Genomic DNA, 12,452 nt, shown 5'->3' with positions numbered 1-12,452 from the left:
CCGGCGACGGCGACCCCCCGGCGGCGGGGCGGCGCGGACGCGGCCCCGGGTCTGTCCGCCGCGGAGCGGTCGGGCAAGCTGTGACGTCCCATGTCGGTGGTGCCCCTCCTTGAGAATGAAACAAGGAAAGGGGGACCGCACCATCGGTGATGGTGCTGGGCCGTGTCTGAACAGTTCGCGTCGGAATCAGTGGGCGGTGTCCGGGGCGGTGCGTCGCAAGGCGGAGGATCGCCCGTGTACTGGATGTACACGGGCGGTCCGACAACGCCGCGAAGTGCCGCACCGGACGCCGACAGCCCGACGGGAATGGTCGGACACGGCCGGGTCCCCCGGCCTGTCGCGCATGATCTTCGTACTTGCTTTCGAGACCCTAGCGGTGCGGCGGGCGGCATGAGACGCGATTGCAGAACAAAAGGTGGGTGGACCGGTGGAGGTGGGGCGTGTGGCTGATTCTTGTCCCCAAGAGTCGCTTTCCAGAAGGACGTTGGGCTCCGAGGCGGTGTTGGTCCTCGCACTGTCGTTGGGTGCGAGCGGGGTCTCCGCGCTCATCAGTTTTGTCGGATCACTGACGAAACCGGGGGGTTTGAAAGATCAGGCGGCGACGCTCAACGGCTCTTACGCGCCAGGACGTCCCTGGCTTGATCTGGCGTGGCAAACGTTCGGGATCGCAACGGCTCTGGTCCCTGTCGCGCTGGTGGCGCACCTGCTGATGCGGGAGGGCGCGAGTCTGCGGGTCATCGGGTTCGACCGCACCCGGCCGGGCCCGGACCTGCGGCGCGGGGTCGCGGTGGCCGCCTGCATCGGCAGCGCCGGGCTGGCCTTCTACCTCGTCGCGCGGGCAGGCGGTTTCAACCTCACGGTGGTGCCGGAGTCCCTGCCCGAGGTGTGGTGGAAGTTCCCGGTACTGATCCTCTCTGCACTGCAGAACGCCGTGCTGGAGGAGGTCATCGTGGTCGGCTACCTGCTGCGCAGGCTGGACCAGTTGGGATGGACGCCCCGGGCCGCGCTGGTGGCCAGTTCGGTGCTGCGCGGCTCCTACCACCTCTACCAGGGGATCGGCGGCTTCCTCGGCAACATGGTGATGGGCGTCGTCTTCGTCCTGCTCTACCGCCGCTGGGGCCGGGTCGGCCCACTGGTCGCCGCGCACGCGCTCCTCGACATCGGGGCCTTCGTCGGATACGCGCTCCTCGCCGGAAAGGTGGACTGGCTGCCCACACCGTGAGGTCCGGCGGTACGGGGCGACAAACGTACGCGTAGTGGCCGGGCCCGCGCGGCATCACGTCCGGGATCTCAGCACGTCGACCTCACGGCCTGGCGCGAACGGGTCGAAAACGTGCTCGATCTGCGGGTCGCCGTGCGTGAATGCCGGAGCCCACGGCCCGAGCGCGGCCTCGGCGACCCTGCGGTCGCGGGTGACCAGGTCAGCGGTGCTCAGAGCGCGGTGAGCAAATCCCCGTCGATGACGGTCACCGCGTCGCCCGTGAGGAGCGTCCGGTCTCCGCGCAACTCCGTGCGGACCAGCCCGGTACGGGCGGAGCCCTGGAGACCGGTCAGCGCGTCGCGGCCGAGGCGGGCCGACCAGAACGGGGCGAGCGCGGTGTGCGCGCTGCCGGTCACCGGGTCCTCGTCGATGCCGACCCGGGGGAAGAAGCCGCGGGAGACGAAGTCGTACCCGAGGGTAGGGTCCTCCGCCGCGGCGGTGACGATCACACCGCGCCGCGAACACCGTACGAGGGCCGCGAAGTCGGGCGTCAGCCCGCGTACGGTCGCCTCGTCTTCGAGCTCGACCAGCAGATCACCGATGTGTTCGGCGGTGCCGAGAACGAGGAGGGGCTCGGCGCCCAGAGCGCGGGCCAGGCCCTCCGGCACCGGCTCGGGCGTGAGGGAGGAGGTGGGGAAGTCCATCGTGTAGGCGGAGCCGGAGCGTGGGACGACGGTGAGCACCCCCGACCGGGTCGCGAACCGTACGGCGCCCGTGGCCGCCCCCGTCGTGTGCAGGACGTGTGCGGCGGCGAGGGTGGCGTGCCCGCACAGGTCCACCTCCGTCGTCGGGGTGAACCAGCGCAGCGCCCAGTCCGTCTCCCCGCCCGGCGCCGGCGGATGGGCGAAGGCCGTTTCCGAGAGGTTGACCTCGGAGGCGATCCGCTGCAGCAGGCCCGCGTCGGGGAAGGCCGCGGAGTCCAGCAGGACGACACCGGCGGGATTGCCCGCGAAGGGGCGGTCGGTGAACGCGTCGACGATACGAATCCTCATGGGGCGACCGTAACCAGGACGGTCCTCAGGGGCTCGCCGCGGGGCCTGCCTGGCCGGTCCGGGGGGGTCCGCGGGTTCTGCCCGGTCTGCCGGGCCTGCTCGGCCCGTGCGGTTTGCGCCGCCTGGGCGGCGGCTGCGGCGTCCAGCAGGAGCCAGCCGTTCATCACCACCGGTCCCGGCTTCTCCGGCTGCCACCCGTGGGCCCTCGCCACGTCGAGCAGAGCGCGGACCGCGCCCGGTTCGTGCAGGTTCAGCGAGCTTCCCCCGGCCTTCCCCACGTCCCCGGAGCCCAGGGGATACCCGCCGGGAACGTACCGGCCGGGCCCCGCCTCGAAGACGACGCGCAGCGGTCCGCCGCTGCCGGACGGCTGCGGGGACAGGGTGAGGACCTGACGGCAGTCGACGGACCGGCCCGACTCGTCCTTCCGGTGGCCGTGGCGCTGCCACCAGAAGTACGTGCGCCCGTCGGCCACCAGGCGGCGATGGCTCTTCGAATTGCGCGGCACAGGCCGGAGGATACCCGGGTCACAGCGTCATATACGGCGCGGTACGGCTCCGTCCTGCCACCGGTAGAGGTCGCGCAGCAGGGAAATCTCGGCGCCGTGATGGATCAGCTCCCTGTTGACGTGCAGGACCCTGTTCACCAGGGGAAACCGCTCGGGACCCACTGCGGGCGGACTGTCCAGATCAGCGTCCGAGAGCTCGCGGACCCCCGCGTTCCATCTCCCGTACATCTCATCGAGCTGTTCCAGCGCCTCGTCAGCGGTCCCCGCATAGGCGAATGTCCGGGGGTCGACGTCCTGGCCGCCGAAGTACCATCCGACCCGATAGCCCAGGCACGAGACGATGATGTGCCCCAGCCGCCAGGCAATCGTGGTCACCGGTGCAGGGGACGCGGAGTCCATCGTCCATTCCCCCGAGCCTTCCGACACCGGTGCGGTCGACGTGTCACGTGGGCGGATGCTCCAGCAGTCGCGCACCGGCTCCCAGAAGTACTCCTCGTCGGTAAGACCGTCCAGCCGTGGCCGCAGGTTCTTGCGCCAGTACCAGTCCAACTGCTCCGCGAGCCGCTCGCTTCCTGTCATTGCCGCACACTACAGACCCGTCGAACAGAGTGATGGTCGTCTTGGTCGGGCGGTGGCCGGGCGGACACACCGCCATGCTCACCGCCGCCGCACATCCAGGGCGCGTCCGTGCTCACGGCGCCAGGACTAGGTGCTCTGACCGGAAACGATCACCGGATTGGTACCGACTGACCTTGCGCCGGTTGGATGTGACGACACGTCCGATCGGCGCAGGGAGGCACGATGGCAGGGCCAGTCAGAGTACGCAGGCTGACTGAGCAGGAGGTCAGAAGCTGCAGCGGATCGTGCGGCGGGGCAGCACCAGCACGGTGCGGTTCCGCAGGGCAATGATGTTGCTGGCCTCGGCCGGCGGGAACACCGTCCCGGTGATCGCGCGCCTGGTGCAGGCGGACGAGGACACGGTCCGCGACGTCATCCACCGCCTCAACGAGATCGGGCCGGCCTGCCTGGACCCTCAGTGGGCGGGAGGCCGTCCCCGCCTGCTCAGCGATGACGACGAGGAGTTCGTCATCCAGACGGCCACCACCCGCCCCACCAAGCTCGGCAGGCCCTTCACCCGCTGGTCGATCCGCAAGCTCGCCGACCATCTGCGGCGCAACGTCGCCCGACCGATACGCATCGGCCGCGAGGCCCTGCGCTGCCTGCTCCACCGTCGCGGCGTGACGTTCCAGCGGACCAAGACCTGGAAGGAATCCAGCGACCCGACTCGATGCCAAGCTGGACCGGATCGAGTACGCGCTGACCGAGCGCCCCGACCGCACCTTCGCCTTCGACGAGTTCGGGCCGCTCGGCATCCGCCCCACCGCCGGGTCCTGCTGGGCGAAAGAGGGCAGGCCCGACCGATTGCCGGCGACCTTCCACCGCACCCACGGGGTCACCTACTTTCACGGCTGCTACTCGATCGGCGACGACACCCTCGGGGGTGTCAACCGCCGTCACATAGGCACCGTCCCGTCCCTGGCCGCTGCAATCGATCCGGGCCGCCCGACCGGACGGTGCCCCGATTTACGTGATCCTGGACAACCTGTCCGCCCACAAGGGCAGCAAGATTCGCCGATGGGCCCGGAAGAACAAGGTTGAGCTGTGCTTCACGCCGACCAACGCCTCCTGGGCGAACCCCATCGAGGCGCACGTCGGGCCGCTGAGGCAGTTCACCCTCGCCAACTCCCACCACCCCAACCACACCGTTCAGACACGGGAGTTGAAGCGATACCTGCGCTGGCGCAACAAGAACGCCCGGCACCCCGACGCCCTGGCCGCCCAGCGCCGTGAACGCGCCCGCGTCCGCAGCCAGAAGGGCATCCGCTGGGGTGGACGACCATTCGCCCAGGCGGCGTGAACAGTCTCAGGGCTGTTGCTTTTCAGGTCGCCACAGGTACCGGATGTCCGGCTCACGTTCCTCGTTGCGGTGCCCGTCGGTGCATTCGCCAGCGACGAAGCCGCGCCGCTCATAGAAGCGACGTGCCGGCTCGTTGACCTGGAACGTCCACAGCGCCAGCCCGGCCGGACGGCGCTGCTTCGCCAGATCCACGAGCCGGCCGCCAATGCCCTGACCCTGCCAGGCCGGATCGAGATAGAGCTGGTCCAGGTCTTCGCTGTCCAGCACCATCATCGCGACGACCGAGTCTTCGAAGGTCGCCACCCACGTCTCCTGGCCGGGCACGACCACCTCACGGAACCAGGACCGGACCTGGTCGTCCGTATGTGCCCGGCGCACGCTCGGAAGCGCCGCCGTGAAGGAACGCAGCCACACCTCGGCCACCGCAGCGGCGTCGGAGTCGACCGCACGGCGGACGACAAAGTTGTTGATCTCCACAGCAACGCATGCTCGCAGACCCAGGATGCGGCCGCATCCGAGTTCCCCGCGACGCTCGGACCAGTGCGGAACCCGGTGAACCTATGCGGTCACAGCACTAGATCCGCGCGATGACCGATGTTGGAGTCGCGTCCGGCGCATGCGCCGGAGATACCCGTCTCAGCGACATGGCGAGGGGAGATGTCCGGCACCGCTCCACGAGCCGCCTACGGCCCTCGACGCTCAGGGGCGCGTACGCGTGGGGCAGTCGTCGCCCTCTCGAAGTCGGACGACGGCAGGCGCGATACCTGTCGTGCGCGCCTGCCGCATCGCGGTCTTTCAGCCCCGCGGTGCTACGCGGATACGGTTCCCGTCAGGATCAGCCGCGAGGAAGGTCGGTCCGAACCCCAGGTCATGAGGCTCGCGCAGGATCGTGACGCCCTTGGACCGCCACTGTTCGAAGATCGCGTCGATCTCGTCGGGCCCACCTCCGCGGATGGCCAGGCACACCTCACTGGTGCGTGGGACGTCCGGTGACAGATCCTCGAACTGGCCGGACCACAGAGCGAGGTCAGCGCCGGGTCCGAGGCCGAAGGTGATGTAGTCCGGAGTCTCGAACGAGGGGCTCATGTCGAGGAGGTCGCCGTAGAAACGAGCTGCGGCGGGAGCGTCGTTCACGTAGACGATGGACACAACGGAAGCGGTCATGGTTCCTTCTCGCAGGTCGTTGGCGTGCAGCCACCAGCTTGACCGGGATATGCGCCGCATCGTGTCGCAATTTTCGAAAAACTTGGTGGGTGACGCCAGACCGCTTCTTCTCCCTGATGCTGCTCCTCGCCTCGAGAGATGCCGTGACCACACAGGAACTCGCCTCGGCGCTCGGGGTGTCCCTTCGAACCATCACCCGGGACCTGAACTGGCTCCGCGACGCCGGTCTGCCGGTCACCGCGCAACGGGGCCGCCTCGGAGGCGTGACCATGCTGCCCGGGCTCGATCTCACGCGACTCACGCCGGGCGAGCATGATCATTTGTCGCTCACCGGGCTGGACGAGAAGCAACGTGCGGAACTCGACGCATCGGCCGAAAGCCGGCGGGCGCTCTCCAAGATCGTCGCTGCACAGTCACGTCGAGTCCATGAACTCCTGCCGCTCGCCGACGTAGTGCACGTGGACAGCAGTCCCTGGGTCCCGGCGCGTACCTCCGGCACGACTCCGGCTTCGCTGATCGGCCCGGTGCGGCGAGGTCGCCGGCTACGGATCGAGTACGACAGCCCACGCGAGGCATGCCCGCGCGACCTGGTCGTGGATCCCTACGGGCTGTTCGCCAAGGCCGGCATCTGGTACCTCGTCGCCGACCGTGCCCGAGTGCCACGGATGTACCGACTCGAACGGATCACGACGTGGGAAGAAGTCGACCGGCCGCGACGGATCCGCGAGAGCCAGACCCTGGCCACCGTCGCTGCAGCGCTCGTTGCGCAGTGGAAAACAACCACGCGACAGAGGTCAGCGCCACCATCGACCCGACTCGGATCGAGCGGGCGCAACGGATCTTTGGCCAACGACTCGTCCGGGACGGCCATGACGAATCCGCCACCGGCCACAAGGTGACGATCCGCTTCCCGCGACTGGAGGACGTGCGAGCACTGCTGCCGTTCGGGAGCTCCATCACCGTGCACGGCCCCACCGAGGTCAGGGCTCACCTCGGTGACCTCGCCGCCGACCTTGCCCACCACTATGCGCCGTCACCACGGCCCGGCCGCAACGGGTAACAGGCGATCGCTCGATCGCGGTCACGTACGACCGGCACTGAGGCGATCAACCTGTGCTGGGACGAACGGTCAGGCATCAGGCATCAACCTTCACCGCGGCAGGTCAGGCGGCGCTTCTTTCGGAACTCTTGCTTGGCGATACGTTCCGATATATCGTTGAGCCATCGGTACGAACGTGCTGATCATCCGAGAAGCGGAAGGAGCGCGTCATGCGTTCACACGGATTCGAGAACGAGCGCGGCCGAGGCGGCCGCGGACAGGGCGGGCCCGGGCGTCCGGGGCGCGGAGACTTCGACGGTCGGCGTTCGGCCTTCGGTCCCTTCGGGCCGCAGTTCGGTAGTGGCCCGTTCGGAGCGGGACCCTTCGGCGGTGGCGGCCGAGGACGGGGCGGCGGGGGCGGCCGGGGACGGGCGCGACGCGGTGACGTGCGTGCCTCGATCTTGGCGCTGCTCAAGGACCGCCCGATGCACGGTTACGAAATGATCCAGGAGATCGGCGAGCGCAGCGGCGGGGCTTGGCGGCCCAGCCCCGGTTCGGTCTACCCGACGCTCCAGCTGCTGGAGGACGAGGGCCTGATCGTCAGCGCGAGCGAGGGCGGCAAGAAGCTGTTCACGCTCACCGAGGCCGGTTCCGCGGAGGCCGAGTCGGGCCCCGACGCTCCCTGGGAGGATGCCGGTCGCGGTGTCGACTGGGAGAGCGTGAACGAGATCCGGCAGGCCGGCTTCGGTCTGATGGAGGCGTTCGGTCAGGTCTGGAAGACCGGCTCCGCCGAGCAGCGTAAGAAGGCACTCGCCGTCATCGGGGAGGCCAAGAAGAAGCTCTACCTCATCCTGGCCGACGAAAGCTGAGGCCGTGAGTGCGGAGTGCGGGGGGCGAAGGGCCTTGCGGTCGGATGACCGCGGGGCCCTTTTCGCCGTCCGCCGCAGTGCGCCGCGGTCAGCCCCGCCGCACCGTCGGCCGAGCCGTCCGTCGAGTCGGTACGGCGCGATCTCTTGCCTCGGCGGCGGAGCGGAGCGGCCTTCCCGTCGGGTGCGAGGCCGTCCGCCACGAATCGCGGATACCGGCGCCGATCTCCCACGACCGGGACCGGCTTCACCTTCCGAGACCGGACCGCCGTCCGTTCCTCGAAGGCCCGGGCCCGGTCTGTCGCCCATGGCGCACACGCGCGTCGGCGCGCCCGATGGCGGGCGGTGCCGAGCCGGAATCGATGGCGGAACGGCACCGGCGAAGTCGCGGCGACAGCAGTGACCATGACGGTCGCGCCTGACATGATGTGCCGATGCAGGCGTCTCAGGGGAGAAGTGCCGGTCTGGGGCTCGCCCTGGTCTCGGCGTTCGCGTTCGGTGGTTCGGGGGTGGCGGCCAAGCCGCTCATCGAGGCGGGCCTCGATCCGCTGCACGTGGTCTGGCTCAGGGTGGCGGGGGCGGCGCTCGTCATGTCCCCCGCCGCGTGGCGGCACCGGAACCTGCTGAGGGAGCGCCCCGCACTGCTGGCCGGCTTCGGGCTGTTCGCCGTCGCCGGTGTGCAGGCCTGCTACTTCGCCGCGATCTCACGCATCCCGGTGGGTGTGGCCCTCCTCGTCGAGTACCTCGCGCCCGCCCTCGTGCTGGGCTGGGTCCGGTTCGTGCGGCGCCGGCCGGTCACCCGCGCCGCCGTCCTCGGTGTGCTGCTCGCGGCGACCGGGCTCGCCTGTGTCGTGGAGGTGTGGTCCGGACTGCGCTTCGACCCCCTCGGCCTGACGCTCGCCCTCGGGGCGGCCTGCTGTCAGGTCGGCTACTTCGTCCTGTCGGACCAGGGCACGCCCGCAGCTGCCGCCGACGGCGCGGGGGGCGAAGGCGGCGGGGTGCGACGCGAGCCGCCCCACCCGGTGGGGGTCATCGCCTACGGTCTGCTGGCCGGCGCTGTGCTGCTCACGCTGGTCGCCCGCCCCTGGGGCATGGACTGGTCGGTGCTCGGCTCCACCACGCGGATGAACGGCCACGCGGTCGCCGCCTGGCTCCTGCTGGCCTGGGTCGTGCTGCTGGCGACCGTTCTCGCCTATCTGACCGGTGTGGTGTCCGTGCGGCTGCTCTCCCCGCAGGTGGCCGGAGTCGTCGCGTGCCTGGAGGCGGTGGTGGCGACCGTGCTCGCGTGGGTGCTGCTCGGCGAGCACCTGTCCGGCCCGCAACTGGCCGGCGGGCTGGTGGTCCTGGCGGGCGCCTACATCGCGCAGTCCTCGGCCCCGAAACCTCCCTCCGGACCGGTCGCGTCGGGGCCGGCCGTGCCGGGTGCCGCGGGGGAGGGCCTCGCCGGAGTGCGTACCGGCGGGTCGTCCGTCTGACGGCGGTCGGTACCCCCTCCGGCTTCGGGTGGTGATTCCGCGGCTCTGCCGACGAGTGTCTCCGCTGACGTATGCCCCTGCCGGCGCGACCTGGTGGCGACGCTCCGGTGGTGAGGCCCGACAGTGACGCGCCCCGGCGACGAAACCGAATGGATCGTCAATTGCAGGTTGACGACCCTGGAGCGTCAATTTAAGATTGACGCATGACGCCACTCAACATCAGCCTGGCCGACCTGATCGCCCGTCTCGACGAGGAGCGCCCCGACGCCGGCGTACTGGCCCGTATCAGCGAGGCGCACCTCCGCGCCCAGACCCTCTCCGACCTCGGGGACCAGCTCATCGACCACTACGTCGGCGAGGCGAAGCGGAGCGGCGCGTCGTGGACCGAGATCGGCGAAGCCATCGGGGTGACCAAGCAGGCCGCCCAGCAGCGCCACACGCCCAACCCGTTCGAGCGGTTCACCAAGCTCAACCGGCACAGCATCGTGCTGGCGCAGGAGGCCGCCCGGACGCGCCGGCACGAGTTCATCGGCACCGAACATCTGCTGCTCGGCCTGGTCGGCGAACCGCAGGGTCTGGCGCACGGGATTCTGATCGCGAAGGCGGGGTCGGAGCAGCGCGTCCGCGAGGCGATCGACGCGGTGATCGAGCCGGACGGGCGGAAGACGCAACGGGGTCACATCCCGTTCCGGCCGGAGGGCAAGGAGGTCATCGAGCAGGCGTCACGCGTGTCGGCGGACCTCGGTCACGACTGGGTCGGCACGGAGCACGTGCTGCTGGGCCTGATCCGCGTCGAGGGGCACCCGGCGGCCCAGGTCCTGCAGGACCTGGGCTTCACGTCGGACGAGCTGCTCGGGGCGGTCGAGGCCGCGATCGCCGGCCGGTCCGCCGGGCGCGACGCGTAGGACGGCGGGACCGGGGTCCGGGCCGGACCCCGGTCGCGTACGGCTCAGCGCGCCGCGAGGTAGTCCGGGAGGGGAATCGACGGGTCGAGGTCGTCGGACGGGATCGGGGCGCCGTACGTCCGCGCGACCGGCACCACGCCCGACCAGAACGGCAGGGCGAGGTCCTCCGGCTCGTCGTTGGGGCCGCCGGTGCGGAGCTTCGCGGAGACCTCGTCCAGGTCCAGTCGGATGACCGCGGTGGCGGCGAGCTCCTTGTCGTTCGCCGGCCGGGAGTCCTGGGACCGTCCCGCGACGACCTGGTCCACGATCGCGTCGAGAGCCATCAGCCGTTCGTCGGGGTCCGTCACGGTGTACGCGACGCCGTGCACGACCACCGAGCGGTAGTTGATCGAGTGGTGGAAGGCGGAGCGGGCGAGGACCAGCCCGTCGACGTGGGTCACGGTCAGGCAGACCGGCAGGCCCGGGTCCGTGGTGTTCGCCATCCGGAGCGGCCGGGAACCGGTCGAGCCGTGGATGTACAGGCGCCTGCCGACCCGGGCGTACAGCGTCGGCAGTACCACCGGGGCGCCGTCGCGGACGAAACCGAGGTGGCAGAGGTACGCGGTGTCGAGTATCGGGTGCACGACCGCGGGGTCGTAGGAGGCGCGTTCCCTGGACCTGGTGGGGATGGTGCGCCCGGTGGCCGCGTAGGGGGCGTCGTCTTCGGCCGGGGCGGTCCCGGTGGAGGGGGAGTCGACGGGAGCGACGGTGTCCGACATTGCGTCTCCATTTGCACTAGTGCATAATGCTGTTTGTGCCAGGAGAATACAGGATCACGGGTGGGCGTGCGGCGGACATTGCCGCGAGCGTGGAACGAGGGGTGGGCTCGGGTGAACTTGCTTTTGGCCAACTCCTCCCTCCCATGCGGGAGTTGGCGGAACAGCTGAAGGTCAATCCCAATACGGTCGCCGCCGCCTACAGAACCCTGCGCGAGCGCGGGGTCATCGAGACGGACGGGCGCCGAGGCAGCCGGGTGCGCCCTCGTCCCGCCACCACCGCGCGCGGCTCGCTGCGCATCGAGGCGCTGCCGGGCGGCCGGGACGTCGGCAAGGGAGACCCGGACCCCGCGCTGCTGCCCGCGCTGGCCGAGGCCTTCGCCGAGGCGGTCCGGGCCTACGGGGAAAACCCGGGCATGTACGGCGAGTTGCCGGTGGTGCCCGAGTTCGACGCGTTCGCGCGCGCGGCCTTCACCGCCGACGGGGTCCCCGACAGCCAGATCGCCGTCACCTCCGGCTCCCTGGACGCGATCGAGCGGGTACTGGCGGCCCATCTCAAGACCGGGGACGCGGTCGGCGTCGAAGACCCGGGCTGGGGCAGCCTGTTGGACCTGATGCCCGCGATGGGACTGCGCGCCGTACCGGTCGTGGTCGACGAGGAGGGACCGGTGCCCGCAGCAGTGGAACGGGCCCTGCGCGCGGGAGTCCGGGCCCTCGTCGTCACCGCCCGCGCCCAGAACCCGACCGGTGCCGCGATCGGTGCGCGGCGGGCCGGAGAGCTGCGCACCCTCCTCGCCGCGTACCCAGGGGTCCTGCTCGTGGAGGACGACCACGGACACGCGTTCGTCGACGTCCCGTTCCACCCCCTGGCCGGAACCACCCACCACTGGGCGGTGGTCCGGTCCGTGGCCAAGGCGTACGGACCGGACCTGCGGGTCGCGGCGCTGACCGGCGACGGGGTCACCATGGACCGGGTGGCGGGGCGGCAGCGGCTGGGCCCCGGCTGGGTGAGCCGGCTGCTCCAGCGTGCCGTGGTCCATCTGTGGAGCACGGGCGCCGTCGACACGCCCTCGGTCGCCCGGGCGTACGGGGAACGCCGCTCGGCGCTCGTCGCCGCGCTCGCGGAACGGGGCGTCGTCGCGTACGGACGCAGCGGGATGAACGTCTGGGTGCCGGTCAGCGACGAGACCGGCGCCGTCGCCCGGCTGCTGCACGCGGGATGGGCGGTGGCGCCCGGCGCGAGGTTCCGGACGGACACGCCCCAGGGAGTGCGCATCACGGTGTCACCGCTCACCCTCGACGACATTCGCCCGCTCGCCGACGCGATCGCGGCGGCGGCCGGACCCGCCCGGCCCATCAGCTACGGCTGAGCGGCACCGGCCGGGAGCCGGGTGGCGGGCGACGGCCGGTCAGCGGGGGCCCGGCAGCTTGCGGAAGTCCCAGGAGACGACGGTGGCCGGGGTGAGCCGGAGCCAGAGCAGCTCGGCAACGACTGGATGCGGGACTCCGCGGACGCTTCGGGCAAATGGAGCGACGGCGACTACCTGGGCGCGGTCTTCGACTGGGGCAAG

The 12,452-nt window shown here is 70.5% G+C and carries 12 protein-coding genes and 3 pseudogenes; 8 read left to right on the top strand and 7 right to left on the bottom strand.

Annotated features, from left to right (window positions below; all coding sequences use genetic code 11):
- The first annotated feature begins 427 nt into the window (after positions 1-427).
- Positions 428-1,222, top strand: a complete 795-nt coding sequence (locus ACWD3D_RS24225) for a CPBP family intramembrane glutamic endopeptidase (RefSeq protein WP_451462913.1) — start codon at positions 428-430, stop codon at positions 1,220-1,222.
- A 105-nt stretch (positions 1,223-1,327) separates the two neighbouring features.
- On the opposite strand, the pseudogene ACWD3D_RS24220 reads toward ACWD3D_RS24225, so the two are convergent.
- From ACWD3D_RS24220 to ACWD3D_RS24205, 4 genes and pseudogenes are all read right to left on the bottom strand, one after another.
- Positions 1,328-1,435 (bottom strand): annotated as a pseudogene (locus tag ACWD3D_RS24220) (aminoglycoside phosphotransferase family protein); the annotation flags it as partial.
- Positions 1,432-2,253, bottom strand: a complete 822-nt coding sequence (locus ACWD3D_RS24215; RefSeq protein ID WP_451462912.1) for a PhzF family phenazine biosynthesis protein — start codon at positions 2,251-2,253, stop codon at positions 1,432-1,434. The pseudogene ACWD3D_RS24220 and the gene ACWD3D_RS24215, both read right to left, overlap by 4 nt.
- The gene (locus ACWD3D_RS24210) at positions 2,250-2,759 is read right to left on the bottom strand and encodes a hypothetical protein (RefSeq protein ID WP_451462911.1); all 510 of its coding nucleotides are present in this window, start codon (positions 2,757-2,759) and stop codon (positions 2,250-2,252) included. The genes ACWD3D_RS24215 and ACWD3D_RS24210 overlap by 4 nt, the downstream gene beginning before the upstream one ends.
- A gap of 27 nt (positions 2,760-2,786) precedes the next feature.
- The gene (locus tag ACWD3D_RS24205) at positions 2,787-3,338 is read right to left on the bottom strand and encodes a DinB family protein (RefSeq protein WP_451462910.1); all 552 of its coding nucleotides are present in this window, start codon (positions 3,336-3,338) and stop codon (positions 2,787-2,789) included.
- Between the two features lie 222 nt (positions 3,339-3,560).
- Here ACWD3D_RS24205 and ACWD3D_RS24200 point away from each other — a divergent pair.
- Positions 3,561-4,677 (top strand): annotated as a pseudogene (locus ACWD3D_RS24200) (IS630 family transposase).
- 6 nt (positions 4,678-4,683) lie between these two features.
- On the opposite strand, the gene ACWD3D_RS24195 reads toward ACWD3D_RS24200, so the two are convergent.
- Both ACWD3D_RS24195 and ACWD3D_RS24190 read right to left on the bottom strand, forming a co-directional pair.
- Positions 4,684-5,154 (bottom strand): N-acetyltransferase family protein, encoded by a 471-nt coding sequence (locus tag ACWD3D_RS24195; RefSeq protein WP_451462909.1) that lies wholly within the window; start codon positions 5,152-5,154, stop codon positions 4,684-4,686.
- A 318-nt stretch (positions 5,155-5,472) separates the two neighbouring features.
- On the bottom strand, positions 5,473-5,841 hold the full coding sequence (locus tag ACWD3D_RS24190) for a VOC family protein (protein ID WP_451462908.1): 369 nt from the start codon (positions 5,839-5,841) through the stop codon (positions 5,473-5,475).
- An 89-nt stretch (positions 5,842-5,930) separates the two neighbouring features.
- Between ACWD3D_RS24190 and ACWD3D_RS24185 the strand changes: the two are divergent.
- The 4 genes and pseudogenes from ACWD3D_RS24185 (at position 5,931) to ACWD3D_RS24170 (ending at position 10,126) form a co-directional block, all read left to right on the top strand.
- Positions 5,931-6,901 (top strand): annotated as a pseudogene (locus tag ACWD3D_RS24185) (helix-turn-helix transcriptional regulator).
- A 209-nt stretch (positions 6,902-7,110) separates the two neighbouring features.
- On the top strand, positions 7,111-7,749 hold the full coding sequence (locus tag ACWD3D_RS24180) for a PadR family transcriptional regulator (protein ID WP_451462907.1): 639 nt from the start codon (positions 7,111-7,113) through the stop codon (positions 7,747-7,749).
- A gap of 431 nt (positions 7,750-8,180) precedes the next feature.
- Complete coding sequence (locus ACWD3D_RS24175; RefSeq protein ID WP_451462906.1) at positions 8,181-9,221, top strand: EamA family transporter; 1,041 nt, start codon at positions 8,181-8,183, stop codon at positions 9,219-9,221.
- Positions 9,222-9,424: 203 nt separating this feature from the next.
- Positions 9,425-10,126: a Clp protease N-terminal domain-containing protein gene (locus tag ACWD3D_RS24170; protein ID WP_451462905.1), complete on the top strand. Its 702-nt coding sequence runs from the start codon at positions 9,425-9,427 to the stop codon at positions 10,124-10,126.
- A 44-nt stretch (positions 10,127-10,170) separates the two neighbouring features.
- Here the strand turns inward: ACWD3D_RS24170 and ACWD3D_RS24165 are convergent, their stop codons facing one another.
- Positions 10,171-10,884, bottom strand: a complete 714-nt coding sequence (locus ACWD3D_RS24165) for a pyridoxamine 5'-phosphate oxidase family protein (RefSeq protein ID WP_451462904.1) — start codon at positions 10,882-10,884, stop codon at positions 10,171-10,173.
- Between the two features lie 35 nt (positions 10,885-10,919).
- Here ACWD3D_RS24165 and ACWD3D_RS24160 point away from each other — a divergent pair, with 35 nt between their 5' ends.
- Together ACWD3D_RS24160 and ACWD3D_RS24155 are read left to right on the top strand one after the other, a co-directional pair.
- Entirely contained in the window at positions 10,920-12,251 is a 1,332-nt protein-coding gene (locus tag ACWD3D_RS24160) for an aminotransferase class I/II-fold pyridoxal phosphate-dependent enzyme (RefSeq protein ID WP_451462903.1), read from the top strand.
- A gap of 21 nt (positions 12,252-12,272) precedes the next feature.
- Positions 12,273-12,452: hypothetical protein (locus ACWD3D_RS24155; RefSeq protein WP_451462902.1), on the top strand; the 180-nt coding region annotated here is incomplete at its 3' end.

Source organism: Streptomyces sp. NPDC002690 (genome assembly GCF_053592415.1).
The sequence above is the reverse complement of the archived record's forward strand: the minus strand, read 5'-3'. Positions and strand labels throughout refer to the sequence as shown.